The following is a 22,513-nucleotide window of genomic DNA, read 5'->3' as shown; positions in this document are numbered from 1 at the left end:
GAACCGATCAGCCCGGCAGCGGCTTCTCACGCAAGATTGAGGTTAATGGGCACCTGCTTTCAAGAACTTTCCGGTTCGGCGGTTGCCGAGAACGGGTGCTGCTTCTCCGTCGCCGAAGACGTACTCGCCGCCGACGAACACTGCGGTGACGGTCTGGTCGTTGCGATTGACCATGCGGGAGAGGTTGTCGTACTCCACAACCGGGCTTTCCGCGTACGCGTCGAGCGAATCGTCGAGATGAGCGGGATCGATCACAACCAGGTCGGCGCGATCACCTAATCGAAGGTGCCCGGCATCGACGTCGTACCACTCGGCGAGTTCACCGGTGAGACGATGCACCGCTGCCTCGACGGTCATGAACGGACGGCCGACCTTTTGGGCATCGTAGACACGTCGTAGTAGGCGTAAGCCGAAGTTGTAGAACGCCATGTTGCGCAAATGCGCTCCGGCGTCGGAGAACCCGAGTTGGACGCCATTGTCCTGGGCGAACTTGTCCAAAACCTCCGGCCGGTGGTTCGAGATGGTTGTGCGCCAACGCACTTTCGTGCCGTGTTCGAGGACCAGATCCAGGAATGCATCGACAGGGTGGAGGCCGCCACGTTCGACGCCGACCTGCCCGAAGCTCTTGCCGACCAGGGATTCGTCGGGGCAGGACACGATCTCGGCGTCGAAGAAATCGCGATGCCAAACTTTGACACCGAACTTCTGGTCGTAGTCCTTGCGGAATTGTCGACGGTAATCCTCGCTCTGCATGAGGACGTTGCGTTCCATCTCGTCGGTCAGATGCAGTGCTGCAGCGCCAGATCCGAACTCCTCGAAGACAACCAGGTCGATGCCGTCGGCATATACCTCGAAGGGAACTGGCAGGTGCTGCCAGCGCAGGTCGCCGCCGAGTCGATTGACCAAGTGTGCCAGTGGGCCGAGTATCACCACGGCCAACTTGTTGGACTTGATGTCGGCCGCCGAAAGCATGCTCGTCTTGAGTCGCTTACGCCAGATACCCGCGCTGGAGAACGCCATCGCTCCGGTACTCATCGGGTTGGAGAGGTCAGGTCCGGCCTGAAATACCCGTCCCCGACGGCGCAGGATCGCATTGAGTCGGCGTCGTTCTTTCGTGGTTGCATACGTCGACGGCAGCGTGCGTGAGCGGCAGGTCTCGCCGTCGAGTTTGTCGAACAACAATTGCTGACTGGACATCCCGACGAATCCTGCGTCGAGAGCTTCGGTCAACTGTGCTTCCATCGACGCGAGTTCGGCGTCTGTGGGATGGACGTCCTTCCTGGTAGCACGATCCAGTCCCATCTCGGCGGCCCGCATATCGGAGTGTCCGATGAAGGCTGCAACGTTGGGACCTAGCGGAAGCGCCTCTAGTGCAGCAACATACTCGCTCGCAGAGTTCCAGGTCTTGGCACGGTTGAGTGCGTCGACGACGTGCTTACGCGGAATTGCCTCTACTCTGCCGAAGAGATCACCCGCGTCGGAGGGGCTGGCGTGAATGGTGGACAGGGAACACGATCCGACAAAGATCGACGTGACCCCGTGTCTGAGAGATTCGCTCAGCGCCGGGCCTTCGAGGATCTCGACGTCGTAGTGAGTGTGGATGTCCACGATGCCCGGGATCACCCACTTGCGTCTCGCGTCGATGACACGGGGACAGTCGGTTTCGTCGAGTGGATCGAGGGAGATGGCAGTAACCAACCCATCGCGGATACCCAGATTGCGGACAGCTGGTTTGGCCCCGGTGCCGTCGAACCACAGACCGTTGTTGATCACGGCGTCGTAGGTCATGAGAGAACCACCTTTGCACGTATCGTTTTTCCGGTTGCATTGCGGGGCAGAGGAGTTGTGCTCAGTTTCCACTTCACCGGCACCTTGAAGTAAGCCAGTCGTTCGGCGACGTAGTCGCGTAGTTCTTCTTCGCCGGCGGCTCCCTCACTCCGCAAAACGACGACGGCTGCAACTTCTTGGCCGAGGTCTGCCGAATCAATGCCGATCACAGCGCATTCGAGTACGGCGGGATGCTCGTCGATGGTCTGCTCGATTTCGAGAGGGTAGACGTTCTCGCCGCCGCGCAGGATCAGATCGGACCGGCGACCCGTCAGACGGAGCCGGCCGTCCTCGAACACTCCGAAGTCGCCGGTTCGGAGCCATCGATCAGGACCGATAGCGGCTGCAGTCGCGGTCTCGTCGTTCCAGTACCCCAACATCACATAGGCGCTGCGCGCACAGATCTCACCTTCCTCGCCGTCGGGGACTGCAACACCGAAGGGGTCGCGCACCTCCACGCTCACCCCGATGATCGGCCGGCCGAGAGTTCCGGGGAACGCGGCAAGTTCCGGTGGTGTGGCAACTGAAATGCCGGTGGAGGATTCGGTGAGCCCGTAGCTGTCGACCAAGGTGTGCTGCGCAAAAGGCAGTCGTGCGCGCAGTCGGTCCTGCAAGGCCGGAGATGACGGCGCAGACGCGAGCGCAAAGGCGCTCAGTGAGGTCAGGTCGTACTTCTCGAGACTGCCGTACTCGAGGAGACGGGTTGCCATGGTGGGGACCACCGCCCAGTTTGTGACCTTCTCGCGTTCGACGAGGGAAAGGACTTCGTCGACGTCGAAGGCGCCCTGATGGATGACCACCGCTCCGCCCGTCGCGAGTCGTGGGATCGCCAGGTTATGCAGGCTTGCAATGTGAAACAGCGGCGCGGTCAGCAGATACCGCAAGTCACTCGGTCGGCCGTCGCTGGGTTTGCCGGTGAACGCCGCAGCGAGGCGATCGCTGTAGCGGTGGTAGTCGATGACGGCCAACACGTTTCGGTGACTGTGAACAGCCCCCTTGGGGCGGCCACTGGTTCCGCTCGTGTACAGGATGCCGGCCGGATCGTCCTCGTTGACGGAAGTACGGGGCAGTGTCGATCCCGAATACTTCTCCATCAAGGTAGGTAGATCTTCTTCCATCGTGAGTACGGGAACATCGGTGTTCAGTTCGGAAAGAATCTGCGCGCGTTTGGCGTCGGCGATCACCACTGTGGGGGTGGTGTGATCGATGCCGTACGCCACCTCGCGGGCCACCCACCACGAGTTGAATCCGACGGCGATGGCACCGAGGGACTGAGCCGCCCAGAAGGTCATCACCCATTCCGGCGTATTGGCAGCAAGTATGCCGACCCGATCACCCTTGCGGACGCCGTACCGCTCGCGCAGCGCCGTCGCCAATGCTGCTACGGCCTCGCCGTGCTCGAGGTAGCTGAAGCGTCGGTCCTTGGTCACCAGATAGTCGCGTGATCCGTAGTCGAAGGATGCAGCGAGCACGTCGCCGAGTGCCTTGTCGCGGTTCTTCATGACGGGCATCGAACTGCCCAGTACATCCTCGACTTGCATCTCGAAAGGACCACCGGGGCCGGTCAGCCCGGCCATGACGGACGCGATGAATGCTTGTGTATCAGCGGAAGTAGTCACGTGAAGTGCCTTTCGAAGATTAGGGTACGAGCACTGCGCGTCCGGTGACCTTGCCGTGTTCGAGACGGTCGAGTGCGTCGCGGGCATCAGCGAGGTCGAAGCGGGCTACTTCTACCGTTACCAGACCGGCCTGTGCCAGGGCGATGGAATCGACGAGGTCGTTTCTGGTGCCGCCGTAGGACTTCCGGATCGATGCGCCCCACGGCCAGCCTGGTCCGCCGGCAGCTTCGGCAGTGATTCCGGGGTTTCCGCCTCCGAGACCTACCATGCGATACGCGCCGTTCGGCGCAACCGCTTGAACGGACATCTGTGCAGTTGCGTCGATACCGACGAAGTCGAAGATGACTTCTGCGCCTCTGGCCGATGTGAGGTCGAGGATGTGCTGCGCGGTGTCCGGTCCCGATTCGAGCGTGATGTCGGCGCCGCAACATTTGGCGAGATCGAGTTGATCCTGTCCGACATCGACGGCGATGATGCGCACGGCACTGATTGCGCGAAGTATCTGTACTGCAACGTGACCGAGTCCGCCGACGCCGATCACGACGGCGGTGGCACCGGGCTGGAGATGTTCGCGGGCACCGCGAATGGCGTGGTAGCTCGTCAGCGCTGCATCGGCGAGTGGTGCGGCCTGCAGGAAGTCGAGGTCGCCGATGGGTACGAAGGAGCGAGCCGGGATCTTGACGTACTCGGCCATCCCGCCCTCAGGGCCGAGTCCGGGGCAGGGCGGCATCGCGGTGCGTCCAGCGGCGAGGCACATATTCTCGTTGCCGCTCATGCATTCTCGGCACTGTCCACATGACCAACAGAGGTAGACGACGCCACGCTCTCCGACGGAACGGCCGTCGACGCCACTCCCGACGGCTTCGATCGTTCCGGCAATTTCGTGGCCGATAGTCAGCGGTTCTTCGCGCATCTTGTACGGAAAGTGCAGGAGATGGAGATCGGAGTGGCAGATTCCCGCTGCGCCCACCCGAATCAGTAGTTCCGACGGGCCGACCTCCGGGACCGGCACGTCGTTGATTTCCAGGAGCCCGGGCCCCATGAGCTGGGCTGCCTTCATGAGCTGACCTCGGAGTTGTATGCGGCGCTCAGGTACGCGTTGCTGCGGTCGGATCCGATCAGGCCCGGTGCCATCTTGTTCATGACGTAGGCGAAGGTCATCCGTCGGTCCAGATCGTTGACCAGCATCGAGCCGCCGATACCTGCCCACCAGCAGGTGCGTCCGTCGGGAATCAGTGGCGCGGTAACCGGATGTGGCAGTCCGTAGCCGATGCCGAACTTGAGTGGTGTCATGATCCCGAGATCGATACCGTCGGCTTGGATCTCGAAAGATCAGGTCGATGGTGCTCTGCGAGAGCAGCTTCCGGCCGTCGAGCACACCACCGTTCGAGATCAGGGATTGGACCCGAGCGATAGAACGTGCGTTGCCGTGGCCGTTGACTGCGCCGATCTCGGCTTCCCGCCAGGGTGCGGTGTTGACCTCGGGGTAGTCGAGCAGTGGGCAGGTCAGGGTCTTGATGAAGATGCTGTCCTGGTCGAGCGTGGACAGGTCGAACTCCAACGCGGGCGGCGGAACCATGGTGGCGATTCGACCGAAATGCTCTGCGGACGTGCCGATATGGAAGTCGGCTCCCAGTGGACCGGAAAGCTCTTCGGCAAAGAACCTGCCGAGAGTTCGCCCGTCGATGCGACGAATGACCTCACCGACGAGATGGCCGTAGTTGATCGCGTGATAGCCCGACGCCGTACCCGGGGTCCACCAAGGCTTCTGGGTAGCGAGGCGAGCGGTGGACGCCTCGAGGTCGTAGATGTCCGTCAGTTCGATCGGGCGCTCCCAACCGGAGACGCCAGACGTATGCGACAGGAGGTGGCGAACTTCGATGTCTTCCTTACCGTTTGCCGCAAATTCGGGCCAGTAGTGAGCAACTTTCTGGTACACGTCCAATTGGCCGCGTTCGACCAGCAGGAGCGCACACAGGGCCGTCATGGTCTTGGTGATGGAGAACGTGTTGACGATGGTGTCGCTGCCCCATGGAGTGGTACGGGATTCGTCGGCGTACCCGCCCCAGAGATCGACCACGGATTCTCCGTCGACGGTGATGGCAACGGAGCCGCCGAGTTCTTCACCGGATTCGAGTTGAGCCTCGAAAGCCGCTCGGACGGCGTCGAACTCGTTGTCGCAGTGACCGTTCACCACACTCATGCGCGATCCGCCTTCTCGAGTTCATGTGCTGCTGCACGCGCGGCAACAGGTAGCTTGTTTCCGGAGGCCGCAGCACGCTTGGTGCCCTTGGCGATTTCCTTGTTCATGTTGCGGACGTAGGGATCGAACTCGAGCTGAATCGTGTGGCGTGGTGACTTGTAATAGGGGGCGAGGAAGTACGCCTCGTCGGCTTTGGTGATCTCCTGCATCTCGTTCGCGGACGGCAGTTGGTATTTACCGGTGAGGTAGGCCGCGACGAGCTTGCTCTGCTGCTCGGCGAAGTTGACGAGCGTCGGCATGGGCTGCGCGAGTCCCATGAAGAAGAGGTTGTCGATTCCGGGCTTCATCATTCGTTTGAACAGTGGGAATCGGTTGTCTTTGTCCGGCAGCAGATTCGGATCACTGAAGAAGGGGAAGCTGATGTTGTAGCCGGTGGCGCAGATGACCACGTCGACGTCCTCGGCGGTGCCGTCCGCGAAGTGAACCTGCTTTCCGTCGAGTTTGGTGATGGCAGGCTTGAAGGTTATGTCGCCTGAGCCGGCGCGTCCGAGGAACTCGCCGCTGGCCGAGGGGTGGGCCTCGAAGGGGCGGTGGTCCGGCTTCGGCAGACCGTAGCCCTCCATGGTTCCCAGGTTCTTGCCGAGGAATCGACGACTCAGGAACAGTCGTAGACCACGCGGCATCCAGGGCGGGGTGATCAGTTTGTCTCCCGGCACGCCGCCCAGGTATTTCGGCAACACCCACACGCCGCGGCGCGCCGAGACGATGAGCTTGTCGGCGAGGTATCTCTGCCCCAGTTCGGAAGCAATGTCCAAGCCGGAGTTCCCCATTCCGACCACGACTACTTTCTTGCCGCGCATGTCGACCGGGTCGAACGGGTCGTTGTAGCTGTGGCTGTGCATGAGGACCCCGTCGAACTCGCCTGGGTAGTCCGGGATGTTGGGATCCCAATGATGTCCGTTGCAGACCATCAGGACGTCGTAGGTGCGAACTTCGCCGTCCGAGCGCGTGATGGTCCACAGCCCGTCTGTATCACGTTCTGCTGCAACAACACTGGTGTTGAAGATGATCGACTCACGCAGTCCGAAGTGCTCGACGTAGTCCTTGAAGTACTGGAAGAGTTCGGAGTGGTGCGGGAAGTCGGGAAGGTCAGCGGAGACCGGGAAGTCCTCGAATGCCAAGCGCCACTTCGACGTGTCGATGTGCAGGCTCTGGTAGCAGGCCGACATCCCGTTGGGATTCTTGTAGTACCAGTTTCCGCCGACCTCGTCGGACGCTTCGTAGCAGTCGAAGGGTATTCCGAATTCCTTCATTCGCTTGGCCGTCGTGATTCCGGTAGGCCCGGCGCCGATGATGCACACGCTCGGCAAGGGGGAGGGGCTCATTCGCCATCGCTTTCTGTTCTGTCTCGGGCGTGCGAGAAGAAGAATCGAAGCCCGAGAAGTGACTTGAGTCATAGTGCGCCATTCGCTGACGTTGTGTCAATGAATGACGCAATGTTTTTTGGTGACGGCGAGTCGGTGATTTGCCAGGAGGTTGAAATGCGAGCAAGGTGGGCGACGTGAGCACGACTACGGACGGCCCGAAGAACAGGCGGGGAACACTTCGCGACGAGCAGAAACGCGCGACGCGGGCCAAACTCGTGGACGCCGCACGCACTCTGTTCGAGGAACGGGGATACGCGGCTGTCACGGTCGACGACATCGCCTCGGTCGTCGGATGCAGTCGAGCCACGTTCTACGTGCATTTCGCCAGCAAGGTGGAGATGCTCAAGACGATCGGCGCGGCCGGGATGGCGGCGAGTGCGTTCGCTTTCTACATCGATCTCGATCGGGTTCTCGACACGAACTCTCGCGTGGAATTCACGGCTTGGCTGGAGCGTGCCTTCGACTGGTTCGACGAGAACAAACGCCTGCTGCCGGCCTGGGACGAGGCCGTGGCACTCGAACCGGAGTTCCGCGAGACAGCGCGAGACGGTATGACCCAACTACCGAATGCCATGCCCAAGTACCTGGGCCGTTGGCCGGAGGAACAGCACGACGAGGCACGGTTGCGCGTCGAACTGCTCGTGAGTCAGTTGGAGCGATTCTTCACACGCTGGGCCGTGCAGGGGACAATCGATGTGACGCGGATTCAGGCCGCCGAAGTTCTGACCGACATCTGGTTCCCGGCTCTGTCTCCGGAATCGAAGGGCGTCGGCGAGCGGTAGAGGCTAGCTCGGATCGATCTCCACACTGATCGCGCCGGTGAGCAGTTCTCTGGCTCGTTCGATGGGGATCGAGCCGCTCAGCCAGCGCTCACTCAAACCCTCGACCAGGGCGGTGAGTCGCTCGGCGGCGTCGGCCGGGCTTGCCTTCGGGTCAGCGAGTCCGGCGTCCTGCGCTTGGCGGATCAAGGATTCGACGTCGTCTGCCCACTCTTGCGTCGTGGTGCGTAGCGGTTCGCGCAGTTCGTCGGCGAAGACTGCGCTTGCTCGGAGTTCACCCCAGGCGATGCTGTTCTCTCGAATCTTCGGGGCATTCTGAAACTCCAGCAGGAGCATCTGCTCGAGCTGCGCACGAGGGTCTGTCTCCGTGAAGGCGCTTTCGGTGTACAGCGCGGCGCGATCGTTGATGTGATCGAGGGCCCGGCGCAGCACACCTGCACGGTTCTGGAAGTGGTAGTAGATGAGTGCCGTCGACACTCCGGCCTCGGCAGCGAGCGTCTCCACCCTCAGCCCGCGTACGCCGTGTTGGGCAATGACGCGGACTGCTGCTTCCAAGATTTGCGTTTGGCGGTTCGACACGAGTCCGAATTCTACGAGGGTGGTCGGGACAGGTTTCTAGTCCGCGGGTTCCTGCTGGGTGGTGCAGTGAATGCCGCCACCACCCGCGGCGATGGCGTCGATGTTGATCTGCACGACACGGCGGTCGGGGAAGAGGCGCTCCAATTCACTTCTGGCGGCCTGGTCGGCCTCGGGGTCACCGAACTCGGGTGCGATGACCGCCCCATTGCATACGTAGAAGTTGATATATCCGGCTGCGAAATCGTCCGATTCGAAGTCGGGCCTGATCGCGACCGGCGCCTCGAGGACCACCACTTCCAGCTTCCGTCCCCGTGCGTCGGTCGCGTTCTGGAGAATCTCGAGGTGACGTGCGGTCACGTCGTGGTCGAACGACTCCGGGTCTGTGTCGAGGCCTGCGACCACGACACCTGGGCGTGCGAAACGGGCGTAGAAGTCCGTGTGGCCGTCCGTGATGTCCTTGCCGGCGATTCCCGGTAGCCAGATGATCTTGTCGAGACCGAGCAGGGGGCCGAGTTCGGCTTCGACGTCCGACTTCGACCATCCCGGGTTGCGGTTGTTGTTGAGTACACAGCTTTCGGTGATGATGGCTGTGCCTTCGCCGTCGACCTCGATGCCGCCGCCTTCGAGGATCAGGTCGGTAGGCAATGATTCGACTCCCGCGCGGGCGGCAACGAAAGCTGCGACCTGGCCGTCCTGATCAAAATCCTGCTTCTCGCCCCAACCGTTGAAGTTGAAATCGATACCCGCTTTGGTCCCGTTGCCTTTCACGAATACAGGGCCGGTGTCGCGCATCCAGAGGTCGTCGAGAGGCGCGGCGATCAGTTCGACCGATGGGCCGACGAGGGAGCGAGCCAAGTCCAGTTCCTCGGAACGAACAAGCATCGAGACGGGCTCGAACTGCGCGATGGTCTGCGCGATCGTCGCGAGGTTGCGCTGGACCTCGGGCAGGAGGGCTGCTCCCCAGATCGCTTCGCTGGCACCGAACGCCATCCAGGTGCGCTTGTGCGGATCCCCCTCTTCCGGCATCACCCACTCGCGAAGATCGTTGCTGCCATCGCTCCCGCGCGAGGCTGAGTCGGAATCGCCGCAACCTGCCAAAAAGAGGCCACTGAGCGCAGCGGCGCCTGCCTGAATGAACCGACGTCTTTGCATTGCGGTGACTCCTTGTGCTGTGTGCGTGCGCGCCCGGTCCGCGTCCTGCTTGCATGGAGCGTAAATCTTGACTGAAAATTTAGTCAAGGAAGTAGTGCCAGTTCGAGACCGTTTCGGCGGGCGACACGACGGATCGAAGGACTCATCCGTCGGAAGGTCACGAGTCGATGAGTCCTTCGACCGTTCCCCGCCATCCGCGGCGCTGGTAGTCCCGGGGCGACATGCCGTGGGCACCGATGAAGACCTTGGTGAATCCGGACGCGTGCGCGTAGCCGAGTCGACGGGCGGTATCTCCGGCCGAGAAGCCCTCCTCGAGATAAGCGCGGGCGAGGGTCATCCGCAACTGACCGCGCCAGCGCGGGAAGCTCTGGCCGGTGGCCGCTACGAAGCGTTTGTGGAGCAGGCCCTCGTCGACGCCGAGTCGAGCGCTCCACTCCGGCAGCGTGCGCGAATCGGTGGGGTCCGCGCGGAGTGCGGTAAGGATCGTTTCGACAGGATCGGTTCGGCCGCCGGGTGTCCGCGTCGCCGCGCTGTTTCGGATCAGCCTCGAGATCCTCGCTGGGTCATGGATTTCGGGGCGCAGAAGGGTGTAATTCGCAACGACCGTGTGTAACAGATACGCCTCCGCTTCGCGCGCGAAGTGCAGCACTCGTGGCGGCGGTGCAGTGACGGGAGAGTCGCCAGGCTGGGATCCGAGCGGAAGTAGAAGCGAACCCTCCGCGATCTCGACGCTGTTGCGTACTCCCGCGGGAAGCCACATCGCGTCGCCCCGCCTCAGATTCCAGGTTCGGTCGCCGAAAGTGACCCGGGCGGAGCCTCGGTAGATCCAGACGATGACGTGAAAGTTGTTGACCCTGGCCCACGTTCCGCTTGCGGGAATCGTCGGCGGTATCGGCGCCGAGCCTGAGTGGGCGCCTTCCTCGGACAAGAGTACGACGCTCTGTGCCAAGGTCTCGTTCTCATGGATCGGCGCTGAGCCTTGGTTTGCACGTGTGTAGTCACTGGGTGTCACACCGGTGTGTTCACGGAAGGCACGGGTGAATCCCGCGGGCGTCGCGAATCCGACCTGCCCACCCGTCCATCCGATTTCGCGGCCGGAGTTCAGGTATGCGATTGCTGCCGCGATCCGGGCCGAGGTGCGCCAACGCGCGAAAGGCAACCCCGTCTCCTCCGTGAATCGGCGCTGCAGGGTGCGGACGCCGATCTTGAGTTGCCGGGCGAACTGGGAAAGCTCCGTGTCGTCGGCTGGCGTCCGTAGAAGCGTGCGAGCGATCTCGAGGGTCTCGGCCGAGCGAGGCAAATTCGGTGGGGCGTACGACACCGAAGCGTCGGCGTCGTTGGAATGGGCCCCCGCGACAAGCTCGAGTAGTCCGGCTCCCACAGTCGCCCCACCGCGCAGAAATCCCAAGTTGTGCGCGAACTGGTGGACGAGCCAGTCCTGCCAGGCTGCCGGGATCTCGAAATCGATGATCCGGTTCAACGTGGGCGGCAGGTCGGCAGCGGGCATCGGAATGGGAAACGCGACCGCTCCCGGGTCGACTCGGATGCTGTAGGCGATTCCCGCGGGCACCCAGGTTGCCGCCCCAGCGGTCACGCTGCGGGTGCGGTCGCCGATCTGTAGTTCCGCGTGTCCGGTGTGTACCCAGAAGAGCAGTGGCTCACGTGCATTCGCGATCGAGGAGAGTCGGGACGCGGGGATCTCGGGGACTTCGCCCGCGGAGAACACCAACCGTGGTCCCACGTATGCCCTCCCGATTCAGATGCTTTCTCACGCAGCCACCGATGAGTGTAAGAAGTCGGCACGCACGGATAACCGTAGCCGATTAGGGGAGGCTAGCTTTATTCAATGGCCCTTCCGCCGTGATCGAGCGTGGGTCGAACCCCCCCGTCTGTGCGCTTCCGAGGAGTCTTTCCGTGCCCCGAAACACCCGTCCGACAACAGCGTACTCAGTCACCTTGCGTGAACTCGAGGTACGTCGGGTGACAGACGTGACGCCGGGCATGCGGAGAGTGACGCTCACCGGAGCGCAGCTCGACACCTTCACAAACCCCGACGGCTTTGCCGAGCCCGCCTTCGTCAGCACCGGCTTCGACGACGACCTCCGATTGTTGTTCGCCTATCCTGGCGAAACCGATCCGGTCTTGCCGGTGATAGTCGACGGCACTGTGACTTTCGCAGCGGGACGCCGTCCACTTGCCCGCGCGTACACCGTGCGCCGTTACGATCCGCGAACAAGGGAACTTGACGTCGATTTCGTCGTTCACGGCGGTGGAGTTGCTACCACCTGGGCGCGCGACGCCGGCCCGGGCGACCGAATGCACATCGCGGGTCCCTCTGTATCGCAGGGACTCCCGGAAGATTGCGAGTATCTGCTCGTCGTCGGTGACGAGACGGCGCTACCTGCGATCGCACGTCTGCTCGAGGAATTGCCTGCCGATGCCAGGGGGCATGTGTTCGTCGAAATTGCGGACTCGGCTCACATTCAATCGGTGCGCGAGTTGCCCGGGGTGAGTGTCACGTGGTTGCCACGCGAGGGGGCGGAGCCCGGCACTACTTCTTTGTTGCTCGACGCGGTCAGTGCAGTCGAATGGCCTGACGGACGCGTATTCGCTTGGCTTGCAGGCGAACAGGCGACGATTCGCTCGCTTCGGCGTCGTTTGATTCGTGATCGAGGAATTGCGAAGACCGACATCGATTTCACCGGCTACTGGAAACGCAGCGACACAGTGCGCACAGATTCCTGACCCGGCTCCATCGCTCGGTAAGACCGAAGCGCTCGATAACACCGAAAGGCAGAAATGACAGTCCTGCGCACCAGACGATCACGGATCATCGGACTGATCGGGGCCGCGCTCGCCGCAGCGCTCCTTGTGTCCGGGTGCTCGGCCTCGGCCGAAAACTCGAAAACGGCGTCCACTCCCGGTTCGGAGGGGAACGCCCTTCCCGCTGCGGAAGGAACGACTACTTACCCGCTGACCCTGGAATCGCCATATGGTACAAGTATTCTCGAGAAGCGCCCGGAGCGGGTTGCCGCAATCGTCCCCAATGCCGTCGACACGGAAATGCTCCTCGCGCTCGGCGTCAAACCCGTTCTCTCCTCGTCGATGGTCAAGGAGTCGGCTTCCCAGTCGTACTTGCTGCCTTACGGCGCAGAGGATCTCGACACCTTCGAGTTCGCGATGGGCGGCACACTTCCCGTCGAAGCGATCGCCGCGAGCGAACCTGACCTCATCGTCGCCGTCGGCTGGGCCGACGGCCTGGGTGGTTTGTCGATGGGCGATTACTACGAACGTTTGTCCTCCATCGCACCGGTGGTGACGAGCCCCGACACGAAGTCGCGGATGCTCGTGCCGTGGAAGGAATCGATCCGCGTACTCGGCGAGACACTCGACCTCTCGAAGGCAGCCGAAAAGATCGTGACCGACCATGATCAATACTTTGCGAAGGTGCGTCAGGAGAACCCTGAACTCACTGGCTTGACTGCAACCTGGGCGATCTTCTACGGAACCGGCAACGGGTTGCAGTACCTTTCAGCGCCCGGCTCGGCGCCGGCAACTTTCTTGGGCGAGCTCGGTTTTGCCGAGAACCCGCGTGCACAGGAGTTCGTCACCCAAAGCACTGTCGGCGAGGAACTTCTCGAGAACATCGATGCGGACTTCCTGCTGATCGGCCGCAGTGCCGCCGGCAGCGAGGAGGATTTCGACAAGCTGACCGGCGGGAAGCTCTTCCAAGCGCTGGGAGCGGTGTCCTCCGGTCGTTGGGTCGCCCTGCCTCCTCACACCGCCGACGGCGGCGACGTTCTGTGGGCAATCACGAGCGGTGGCCCGATCGGAACGATGTGGGCGTCTGAACATATCGTGCCGCTCATCAGCGCGAAGCTGTAGGCACGCAACTGCAGAACGGAAAGCACTCACCCGTCGCCACACGATTGTGTGGCGACGGGTCGTTCGTACAGCAGGTGTCCCGGGTTTGAGGGTTGCCTATGGGACGAAGAAGGTTGCGAAACCCGGGGTGACAGGTCCGGCGGCAGGCAATATGGCGACGGCAACTTGCCCGGCTCCAGTCTGCAGGGTTGCCTCTCCCGGGGTTACTTGGTTGTCGCCAGAAAGCCGACCGGAGCCGGAGGCTCCTGTCGAGAGGTTCATCCAGCGCACTTCCGTCGAAAGCATGCAACCCCACCGCTCGTCTTTGGCGCCGGTGATCGTCACCGTGCCAGGTTGTTCGCCGACTACCGCCACACAGTGGACAGGGGGTGCGTCGAAGCTGCCGTTTGGGTTCCCGAACGGCGCCGGGTTGATTTGGAACGGAACGGTGACCGCAGCGGAGGCAACGGCTGCGGGCGCGAGAACCGATACGGCCACCATGGATACGCAGGCAGATAGTCGGCGTACGAGATTCGTCACGGTAACCTCCGGTAATCGAAGACGGTGTGGTGCCCATGCTCTACCCGGAGCGCAATTACCGCAAGGGGATCCAGTTTTCGAGCCAGCGGCGGTTCATGAATCGCTGAGTGCGTGACCGTTTGTAGAATCGTTGTCCTGCAACGCGTATCGGTATACGAAGCCTGTATTGGGCGGTGAATAGCCCAATCGTGCTGGGCTCCACCGAAAGTACTAACTTTCCAGCCATCGGCCAGCCGGCTTGCGGTGTAGCTCGACAAAGCTGGTGTTGTTCGCAAGGCGGGCTGAACGATTTCTCAGGGAAGGCAATGGATATGGATGATGCGCTCGTTCCGCTCGAAGATGCACTCCCGCAGCTGTTCTCGCATCTTTTGCGGTTTCACGCTGGCGTGAGGGGTCTGCGGCGTGGGCAGCCAAGCCGCGTTTGGGGGTCGAGCCTCTAACTGTCGAATGATTGCGACAGCAGTGGATTTCGTTGGATAGAAGTGCGGAGACCAATCCTGTGGTGGTGGCTGCGGGTCTCGAAATCACGTTTCATCTACCAAACAAATGCTTGATCGCTAGAGTGTGTGCGACATCGAAAGCCCGACAAAGCTCGATTTCGAAGGAGTTCGTATGGTTGCACCTCAGGCTTATGTCGTCGATGCGCTCCGCACTCCGGTGGGTGAACGGCACGGCTCGCTCGCAGGAGAGCACCCAGCGGACATGGGGGCCCACGTGATCACATCGATTCTCGACCGCATTCGACTGGACCCGATGGCCGTCGACGATGTGATCTTCGGTTGTGTCGACGCTATCGGGCCGCAATCGGGCAACATTGCCCGCACCGCCTGGCTTTCAGCAGGCCTACCGTTGGACATCCCAGGAACGACAGTCGACAGACAATGCGGATCTTCACAGCAAGCCGTCCACTTCGCAGCGCAAGCGGTCATGAGCGGGACCCAAGATGTGGTGCTTGTCGGCGGTGTGCAGAACATGTCCTCGATTCCTATCTCGGCGGCGATGCGTGCCGGCAACGAGTACGGATTCGACACGCCCTTCAGCAAGTCCCGGGGGTGGGCAGCACGATTCGGCGAGGCCGAAATCTCACAGTTCGTCGGCGCCGACCTGATTGCCAAGAAATGGGGTATCAGCCGTGAGGACATGGAGGAGTGGGCACTGCAATCGCATCAGCGTGCCCGTGCTGCCATCACAGACGGCCGATTCGAGCGTGAGACAGTGTCATTGGGCCAATGCGTCGTTGACGAATGCCCACGAGAGACATCCATGGAGCAGATGGCTGCACTGCCCGCATTGAGGGATGGCTCGTTGCTGACGGCTGCTGTGGCTTCGCAGATCTGTGACGGCGCATCAGCGGCCCTGATCGTCTCCGAGAAGGCGCTCGAGGTTCATGGATTGAAGCCACGTGCGCGCATTCATCATATGAGCGTGCGCGGCGACGATCCGATGCTGCAGCTCTCGGCGCCGATACCCGCGACGAAGTATGCACTGGCGAAATCCGGCATGGCGATCGGCCAGATGGATACCGTAGAAATGAACGAGGCATTCGCTTCGGTAGTTCTGAGCTGGTTGATCGAGACGGGTGCAGATCCCTCCCGGGTCAATCCCAACGGTGGTGGAATCGCACTGGGCCACCCTCTTGGGGCCACTGGCACCAAGTTGTTCGCCACGATGTTGCACGAGTTGGACCGCATTGATGGACGGTACGGACTCCAAACCATGTGTGAGGGTGGCGGGACCGCGAACGTCACCATCATCGAGCGGCTGAGCTGAGCTCGAGAAATTGGGCGGCATGGAAGACCTTCTGTTGTAGCGCTTTGTCGGGTGCAACGCGCCCAACAGGGGTGCCGTGGCGCGGTGTGCGACGATCCGAGTGTGGGAGAACAGGCGGATCGTCTTGCTCGTGGTGAGTGGTATCTCGATGATGACGAGCTGAGGCAGCGGCGGCTGGAGTGTTGGCGTCGACTCGACTCGTTCAATGGGGCTGCGGCGGACGACGACGCTGTCCGCTCACGGGCTCTCGCCAGCCTTTTTGGTGAGGTAGGTGACGGAGCTTTGGTGGTGCCGCGGTTCCAATGCAGCTACGGACACAACATTCGGCTCGGAGCCAACGCATTCGTCAACGCGAACGGGTTCTTCATGGATGATGCGCTGATCACGATCGGCGCGGACGTGAGGATCGGGCCTGGAGCCCAGCTGATGACAGCGTTGCACCCTGTCGATGATCATCGACGGCGCCGCGAGGGATGGGAGCGGGCTGCTCCGATCGTCATCGGTGAGAACACGTGGCTCGGCGCCTCAGTCACTGTCGGTGCAGGAGTTTCGATCGGTCACAACGCCGTGATCGGCGCGGGAAGTGTGGTCTTGCATGACATTCCTGATCACGTCGTTGCTGCTGGATCGCCGGCAAGGGTTATCCGTCGGACACCTGCCGAAGTTGAGGGACTGCAACGCGAGCACTAGGGCATGCGATGTCAGAGGGTGATCGTGCGGGTGGGCTCCCAGATGGCGGGGTCGCGGTGGGTGACGACGAAGACGGTGGCCGCCAGTTCCCGCACGGCGCCGGCGATACGGCGCTCGGTGGCCTCGTCGAGGGCCGAGGTGGCTTCGTCGAGAACCAGGACGGGAGCGTCTTTGAGGAAGGCGCGAGCGATCGCCACCCGCTGACGTTCGCCACCGGAGAGAGCGGCACCCTGGTGTCCGATGTCCTGATGAATGCCGAGCGTCGAGCGGTCGAGAACGGCGCCGAGGGCAGCGCGCCTTGCGGCGTCCTCGATCTCGGTTTCGGTAGCGCCCGGTCTTCCAAGTCCGATGTTCTCCCCGAGGGTGCCCGAGAACACGAGTGGGTCCTGCGGCACGTAGCCGATATGTGCCGCCAGAGCGTCGTAGGGCAAGTCGCGCAATGAAACTCCGCCCAGAGTGACGCTGCCTTGGTCAGGATCGTCGAAGCGCATGAGCAGCCCGAGAAGTGTGCTTTTCCCCGTACCCGAGCGTCCTGCGACGAGAACTCGCTCACCCGCGGGGATCTTCGCGGTGATGCCGCGCAGAACCGGAGCGTGGTCTACCCCGGCGACCTCGATGTCAGTTCCAACAGGGCGCGCGGCGTCCCGGGGTGCGGGCTCGGCCAGTGCGGGAGCCGAAGTCGCTGTGCGGTAGTCGCGAACCGTTGCGCGCAGCTCGTTGACTCCGATTCCGGCCAGGGCGAGTTCGTCGAGCGGCGCAGCGGCGCGGGCGGTGAGGATGACGAGGGCGAGAGCGGCTGCGGGATCGTCGAATCCGGTGGCAGCGAGGAAAATCACTGCACCTGCCAACGGCACAATGGTGGCGATCGCCGAGATGAATGTCGCTGGTGCCGCGGCGAGATTTGTCCGTGCAAGCGCGGCTTCCTGATTCCGCCAGCTTCGCTCGATTCGTTCGACGGAACGTGTGGGACCGGCTGCCGTACGCAGTAATTCGAGATGATCGGTGAGTTCGAGTGTCGACTGAGTTGCTGCGAGCTCGGCTTCGTGTCGGCGCTCGTCCGCTCGGCTGAGCGCACGCTGGGCCAGCGTCTGAGCGGCGAGCGACACGGCGAGCAGTCCACCGACGAGCAGCATGACACCTGGCCCCGCGACGACCGCGATCCCAGGAAGCAGGAGCAGCGGGATCAGCGGTGCAACCAGGAAGGTCTGAAGTTGGTGCGCGGGAACACTCATCAGCGACGGGATCCCGCGCCCGGCGACGGTGGCGAGCAGTGCCCGGTTGTCGTCGGTGAACCAGGACAGTTTCGCACGGGCGAAGGCATCGCCGAGAGCGTCGTAGAGATCGCCGACGAGTCGAGCCCCGGTGAAGTAACCGCCCCGCGAGACCAGGACGGTCACGAATAGAGCGATGGTGGCCGTGGCCAGGACGAGAACCGGCGACCGGTGATCAGCGATCGAGAGCGCGAGGGTGGTGTACGCGATCGCCTCGAGGACAGCGACGGACACCCAACCGAGTCCGATGGTGATCAAGCGTCGTCGGGCTACATTGGCGCTGTTCATTATTCGGCTCCAGTCAGGGCTGCACTGTGCGAGGCAGCGTCGTTCACGTTTCGACCGCCGAGGTCGAGTCGATCGTCGGCATCGTCTGCAAGAGCGGGGTCGTGGGTGACGATCACAATCGTCTTTCCTTCGTCATGTGCGAGGTGTCGCAATTCCTTCAGCAGTTCGGCGGCCGTGCGATCGTCGAGTGCACTGGTCGGCTCGTCGAGCAGCAGTACTGCTGCGGGCGAGAGGAACACCCGAGCAAGCCCGACGCGCTGACGTTCTCCTCCGGAGAGTGAAGTGGCGTCGGCATCGAGGCTGACGTCGATCTGTGCCCGGCGTAGTGCGGCGGTGTATTCCGCGTCCGTTGCATCGGGGGCGGCCAGCGCGATGTTCTCGCGCACCGTGGCAGGTAACACGTCTGCGCCCTGGGGTGTGAGCAGAACGGACGGTGGCCGCAGGTTCTCGTCGATCGCGGTGATGCTACGACCTGCGTAGCGGACGGTACCCAGTTCCGGGATCTCGAAGCCGGCCAATGCTTTCAGGAGCGTCGACTTGCCCGCTCCACTCGGTCCCGTGATCGCAGTGATCGCGGCTGGGCGGAATGCATGCGTGACGCCGTCGACGACTCTGCGGTCCGTGATCGTGACAGTCAGGTCGACGATCTCCAGGTGGTCGGAGGGACTCGCCGCCGGAACGGTGAGTGCTTCACCGGCAGGGAGAGTGGGTTCGTTCAGGGCAGTGGCGAGCCGGACCGCAGCAGAGCGTCCAGCCGCGACGTAGTCGAGGCCGTGCCCGAGTCGCAGGGCCGGTGTCACGATTGCGAGGCTGAAGAGAATGGTGGCGGCCAACGTCGTTGCATCCCAGTGAAATCCGACGGCATAGGCGATCGCGAACGTCGCTGTCGCCTGCATGAGGGCAACGGCGACGGCCGCAGGGGTAGCCACGAGTCGAACGCGCTCCTGCATTCCCCGGGTGAACCGTGCTGTCGATTCTGCATAGTCGGCGGCAGCGCCGGTCTGCGCGCCGTAGATCCGGCAGACGCGGATGCCGCGGGCATAGTCGTCCACGGCAGTCACGATGTCGCCCATGACATCTGCACTTTCGGCGCTGTGCCGAGCGGCCATTCGGGGGATCACGACCAGGTAGAACAGAGCTGCCACGATGCCGGGAGCCAGAGCGAGAAGCGCCACGGGGCCGGCTGAGGCAACCAACGCCGCGATCGTGACCGCGGGGACCACGATGAGTGTGGCGAACTCGGCCGGTAGGTGCGCAGTCATATGGTGCAGCGCCGAGATGTCGTCCGAAACGAGCCTCCTCAGCGCGTCTCCGCTGTAGCGGGACAGCGTGCTTGCCGGTAGGCGAACGAGGTGGGCTGCGAGTTGGCGGCGAACCCTTGCCTCGAAAAGCGATTCCGCGTGGTGCGAGAGCCACGACGATGTGGCAGCGAGCGCGACGCCCACGAGCCATAGCGCACATGCCCACCCGGCCCAGCTCATCGACGGTTCACCGATGAGTTGCACGACGCACCAGAGCGCCCCGAGCATCGCGACCCCCGACGCTGCGGCCGCGACGACCCCGGCAGCCAATGCAGGCAGCGCCGGGCGCAAGGCCGGGACCAGCGACGGTTCGACGAGAGGGCGGGGCATGGATAACTCCTTGAATCAGCGTCAGGGTGCAGGCACGACAAATGACCGAGACCTAAGGTTAGGGGTCGATGGCTCCATGTGGTTATCGCCGTACGCCGATTTCTTACACTCGCACAGCATCTGTCGGTGTCAGGATGCGGCCGAGATGGAACTCATGACGTCTTCCCACACGCCCATGACTGCGGGTTCGGTTGGACCCGTTTGGGTGAAGACTGCCACGCATTTGCGGCGGAAGTCGTACATCTCGATCGAGCTGGTCAGGCCGTGAACGCCGTGGGTGCGGGTCAGCCAGCACTCCGAGACACCATTCAGGTCGATCATCGTCCGGCAGGTGTCGGACGCCAAAGTCAGCGTCCCCCCGAACATGGCTGCGGCGTCGAGGTCACCACGGTGGATCTGCAGGCATCCGTTCCCGGCGACGACGGTCGTGACGGGAAGTTGGTGGTAGGACAGGTGCTCCATCCCGGCAGCCATGAGGTGAGGATCGACTCGCCGATAACCGAGGGCGCCCAGAGCGACCAGGCCGCTACGACGTTCGCTGCCGTCGTCCGCGAGGATGAAGTCGAGCTGTGTCAGCTGATCGGCCTGGGCCCAGAATGCGGGCGTATTCGATGTCTGGATGGGAGGGCTTGTTTCCCTCGCAGTGCTCGGCGCAGTTCGCATCGCTTCGAAGGCGAGACGATCCGAGGCCGGGGTCAAATACGTGGTGTGTGAACTTGATCCGTGGATGTCGAACATGCGGAGCGTCGGCGGCAGGTGCTGCTCTGCTTCAGTGGTCACCACCGAGCCGAGGGAGGCAACGTTCAAACGCAGAGAGACGAGCCCGGGCGCGCAGACCAACGGATCGCCGGGAAATGTCGGAACGGAGTACTTGCCCGAGTCGTTGACAGCCACCGGGCCTGCGACGGTGATTGCTACGGCGTCGTCCAAGAGCGGCAACATTTCGCCGACTACGTCAGGTGCCGTGTCGATCAGTCCACCACGGAACCCTGGACGCGCAAGCAGTGCGTCCAGGTCCGACATGCGTGCCAAAGCTGCGCAACGGCATTCGCCACGGTGCGGGCACATCTCAGTAGACATCCCTTAGGTACCGCTTCGATCGTTTGAGGTTGTTGACGTAATCCTCAGCGGCGTCCGCATCCAACCCACCGTGCTCGGCGACGACCTCGTGCAGCGCGTCGTCGACGTCCTTTGCCATCCGCGTGGCGTCGCCGCAGACGTACACGTGGGCGCCCTTTTCGAGCCAGGTGAACAACTCCCGGCCCTGCTCGCGCATGCGAGTCTGAACGTAGATCTTCTCGGACTGATCGCGCGAGAAGGCCAGATCGAGACGAGTCAGGACACCGTCACGGGTCAGCCCGTTCAACTCGTCCTCGTAGATGAAGTCGCTCGACTGATGCTGATCGCCGAAGAAGAGCCAATTCTGCCCCGACGCGTTGCGCGCGCGACGCTCGTGCAGGAAAGCGCGGAAGGGTGCGATGCCGGTTCCGGGGCCGATCATCACGACGGGAACAGCGTCATCGGCGGGTAGGCGGAACGAATTATTCTTGGAGACAAAAACTCCGACCCGATCGCCCTCGCCGACGCGGTCCGCCAGGTACGTCGAGCAGACGCCGCCGCGGTCCCGCTCGCCCGAGCGGTAGCGCACACTCGCTACCGTCAGATGGACGGTGCCGTCGTGGGCCAGCGGGCTGGAGGAGATCGAATAGACCCGATGTTGCAGCGGGCGAAGAAGTGTAAGCAGATCCTCGGGATTCAGGCGAATGCTGTTGTCCAACTGGAGGAGATCGAGAACGTCCTTGCCCCACAGCCACGCATCGAGCGCTTCCCGATCTTCCGTGTCGAGAATGTGCTGCAGTTCGGCGTCGCCGCTGCGTCGGGCGATGTCTTCGATCAAATCGCGCGAGGGAATGGAGATCTCGTAGTCGCTGGTCAACACCTGGTCCAACGGTGCGGACGAGCCGTCTTTCGCGGTAACCACGTAATCGCCGCTGACACCGAGCTGATGGATGATCGCCTCGACGAGGGCGGGGTCGTTGATCGGGCGGATGCCCAATCCATCTCCGGCCTCGTAGTCCAGACCGTCCTCGCCGAGCGCAAAGGTGAAGTGGCGGACTTCCTTGGCTGAGTCCTCGCCGGACAACAGCCGGTTGGCGAGGACGGTTGCAGGATAGGGGTTCTTGCGAGTCCACTGGGACTTGGTCTTCGTCGGAGCGGGCGCAACCGGCGAGGCAGCGGCCCCCGCATCACCGTCGACACCGGCCACCGCAGCGACGGCCCGAACGATCCACTCGGCCGCCGGATCCTCGTAGTCGACGTCGCAATCGGTGCGGTCGACAACCCGGGTCCCGCCGAGCGCTTCGAAGCGGGCGTCGATGTTCTTTCCCGACTGGCAGTACCCGTCGTAGCTGGTGTCGCCGAGCGCGAGCACGCCGAAGTAGAGACCGTCCAATCTGGGTGCGCTCTCGGATTCGACTGCATCCCAGAACAGCTGCGCGTTGTCGGGCATCTCGCCCTCGCCGTAGGTGGAGGTGATGACGAGCACCCGGCGCATGGCGGAAAGTGCATTGATATCCACGGTGTCCAGACTCGCGACAAGTGGTTCGAGACCGTGGGCACGAGCAGCTGCGGCCGCGTCTTCGGCCACGGACTCCGCGTTGCCGGTCTGGCTTCCGTAGAGGATGTGCACTGCTGCGCCGGCAGTTCTCTCCACTGTCGCTGTTGCAGCACCGGTTTGACCGGGCATGACAGTTCGTGAGTGTAGACCGGCCAGGAATCCGGAAAGCCACGCGCGTTGGTCGCCGTTGAACGGTGCGTATTCGGGGATGTACGGGATTTCCATTTTGAAGCTCACCTACGTTCGGGGGAGGAGG

17 protein-coding genes and 1 pseudogene are annotated in these 22,513 nt (G+C 62.7%); 5 read left to right on the top strand and 13 right to left on the bottom strand.

The window, feature by feature from the left end; translation table 11 throughout:
* Window positions 1–42 precede the first annotated feature (42 nt).
* The 5 genes and pseudogenes from AOT96_RS08690 to AOT96_RS08670 all read right to left on the bottom strand — a co-directional run bounded on the left by AOT96_RS08690 (window position 43) and on the right by AOT96_RS08670 (window position 7,034).
* Window positions 43–1,788, bottom strand: a complete 1,746-nt coding sequence (locus tag AOT96_RS08690; RefSeq protein ID WP_065351588.1) for an N-acyl-D-amino-acid deacylase family protein — start codon at window positions 1,786–1,788, stop codon at window positions 43–45.
* Window positions 1,785–3,446 carry a class I adenylate-forming enzyme family protein gene (locus AOT96_RS08685; protein WP_065351587.1) on the bottom strand — a complete coding sequence of 554 codons (1,662 nt, stop codon included), beginning with the start codon at window positions 3,444–3,446 and terminating at the stop codon, window positions 1,785–1,787. Before AOT96_RS08685 ends, AOT96_RS08690 begins: the two co-directional genes overlap by 4 nt.
* A 19-nt stretch (window positions 3,447–3,465) precedes the next feature.
* A complete protein-coding gene (locus tag AOT96_RS08680) occupies window positions 3,466–4,506 on the bottom strand; it encodes an NAD(P)-dependent alcohol dehydrogenase (RefSeq protein WP_065351586.1) in 1,041 nt (346 codons plus the stop codon).
* Window positions 4,503–5,649: pseudogene (locus AOT96_RS08675) on the bottom strand (serine hydrolase domain-containing protein). Before AOT96_RS08675 ends, AOT96_RS08680 begins: the two are co-directional and overlap by 4 nt.
* Window positions 5,646–7,034 carry a flavin-containing monooxygenase gene (locus AOT96_RS08670; RefSeq protein WP_007730290.1) on the bottom strand — a complete coding sequence of 463 codons (1,389 nt, stop codon included), beginning with the start codon at window positions 7,032–7,034 and terminating at the stop codon, window positions 5,646–5,648. Before AOT96_RS08670 ends, AOT96_RS08675 begins: the two are co-directional and overlap by 4 nt.
* A 167-nt stretch (window positions 7,035–7,201) precedes the next feature.
* Here AOT96_RS08670 and AOT96_RS08665 point away from each other — a divergent pair, with 167 nt between their 5' ends.
* Complete coding sequence (locus tag AOT96_RS08665; RefSeq protein ID WP_058038401.1) at window positions 7,202–7,858, top strand: TetR/AcrR family transcriptional regulator; 657 nt, start codon at window positions 7,202–7,204, stop codon at window positions 7,856–7,858.
* A gap of 3 nt (window positions 7,859–7,861) precedes the next feature.
* Here AOT96_RS08665 and AOT96_RS08660 read toward each other — a convergent pair whose 3' ends face one another.
* The 3 genes from AOT96_RS08660 to AOT96_RS08650 all read right to left on the bottom strand — a co-directional run bounded on the left by AOT96_RS08660 (window position 7,862) and on the right by AOT96_RS08650 (window position 11,327).
* Window positions 7,862–8,434 carry a TetR/AcrR family transcriptional regulator gene (locus AOT96_RS08660; RefSeq protein ID WP_007730294.1) on the bottom strand — a complete coding sequence of 191 codons (573 nt, stop codon included), beginning with the start codon at window positions 8,432–8,434 and terminating at the stop codon, window positions 7,862–7,864.
* Window positions 8,435–8,470: 36 nt separating this feature from the next.
* The gene (locus AOT96_RS08655; RefSeq protein WP_065351585.1) at window positions 8,471–9,586 is read right to left on the bottom strand and encodes an agmatine deiminase family protein; all 1,116 of its coding nucleotides are present in this window, start codon (window positions 9,584–9,586) and stop codon (window positions 8,471–8,473) included.
* A gap of 157 nt (window positions 9,587–9,743) precedes the next feature.
* Window positions 9,744–11,327: a helix-turn-helix transcriptional regulator gene (locus tag AOT96_RS08650; protein WP_065351584.1), complete on the bottom strand. Its 1,584-nt coding sequence runs from the start codon at window positions 11,325–11,327 to the stop codon at window positions 9,744–9,746.
* Window positions 11,328–11,500: 173 nt separating this feature from the next.
* Between AOT96_RS08650 and AOT96_RS08645 the strand changes: the two genes are divergently transcribed.
* Window positions 11,501–12,331, top strand: coding sequence for a siderophore-interacting protein (locus AOT96_RS08645; protein WP_065351583.1), 831 nt, complete (start codon window positions 11,501–11,503; stop codon window positions 12,329–12,331).
* A gap of 54 nt (window positions 12,332–12,385) precedes the next feature.
* Window positions 12,386–13,471, top strand: coding sequence for an ABC transporter substrate-binding protein (locus AOT96_RS08640; RefSeq protein ID WP_065351582.1), 1,086 nt, complete (start codon window positions 12,386–12,388; stop codon window positions 13,469–13,471).
* Window positions 13,472–13,567: 96 nt separating this feature from the next.
* Here the strand turns inward: AOT96_RS08640 and AOT96_RS08635 are convergent, their stop codons facing one another.
* Complete coding sequence (locus tag AOT96_RS08635; protein ID WP_065351581.1) at window positions 13,568–13,951, bottom strand: hypothetical protein; 384 nt, start codon at window positions 13,949–13,951, stop codon at window positions 13,568–13,570.
* 651 nt (window positions 13,952–14,602) lie between these two features.
* Between AOT96_RS08635 and AOT96_RS08630 the strand changes: the two genes are divergently transcribed.
* Window positions 14,603–15,760, top strand: coding sequence for an acetyl-CoA C-acetyltransferase (locus tag AOT96_RS08630; RefSeq protein ID WP_065352796.1), 1,158 nt, complete (start codon window positions 14,603–14,605; stop codon window positions 15,758–15,760).
* A gap of 102 nt (window positions 15,761–15,862) precedes the next feature.
* A complete protein-coding gene (locus AOT96_RS08625; protein WP_037126297.1) occupies window positions 15,863–16,450 on the top strand; it encodes a sugar O-acetyltransferase in 588 nt (195 codons plus the stop codon).
* An 11-nt stretch (window positions 16,451–16,461) separates the two neighbouring features.
* Here the strand turns inward: AOT96_RS08625 and AOT96_RS08620 are convergent, their stop codons facing one another.
* From AOT96_RS08620 to AOT96_RS08605, 4 genes are all read right to left on the bottom strand, one after another.
* On the bottom strand, window positions 16,462–18,009 hold the full coding sequence (locus AOT96_RS08620) for an ATP-binding cassette domain-containing protein (protein ID WP_065351580.1): 1,548 nt from the start codon (window positions 18,007–18,009) through the stop codon (window positions 16,462–16,464).
* The gene (locus AOT96_RS08615; protein WP_064687908.1) at window positions 18,009–19,640 is read right to left on the bottom strand and encodes an ATP-binding cassette domain-containing protein; all 1,632 of its coding nucleotides are present in this window, start codon (window positions 19,638–19,640) and stop codon (window positions 18,009–18,011) included. Before AOT96_RS08615 ends, AOT96_RS08620 begins: the two co-directional genes overlap by 1 nt.
* 129 nt (window positions 19,641–19,769) lie before the next feature.
* Window positions 19,770–20,663: a hypothetical protein gene (locus tag AOT96_RS08610; RefSeq protein WP_065352795.1), complete on the bottom strand. Its 894-nt coding sequence runs from the start codon at window positions 20,661–20,663 to the stop codon at window positions 19,770–19,772.
* Between the two features lie 46 nt (window positions 20,664–20,709).
* A complete protein-coding gene (locus AOT96_RS08605) occupies window positions 20,710–22,482 on the bottom strand; it encodes a sulfite reductase subunit alpha (RefSeq protein ID WP_065351579.1) in 1,773 nt (590 codons plus the stop codon).
* Window positions 22,483–22,513: the final 31 nt, after the last annotated feature.

Source organism: Rhodococcus sp. 008, assembly GCF_001682295.1.
Lineage (GTDB): Bacteria > Actinomycetota > Actinomycetes > Mycobacteriales > Mycobacteriaceae > Rhodococcus_F > Rhodococcus_F qingshengii.
The sequence above is the reverse complement of the archived record's forward strand: the minus strand, read 5'-3'. Positions and strand labels throughout refer to the sequence as shown.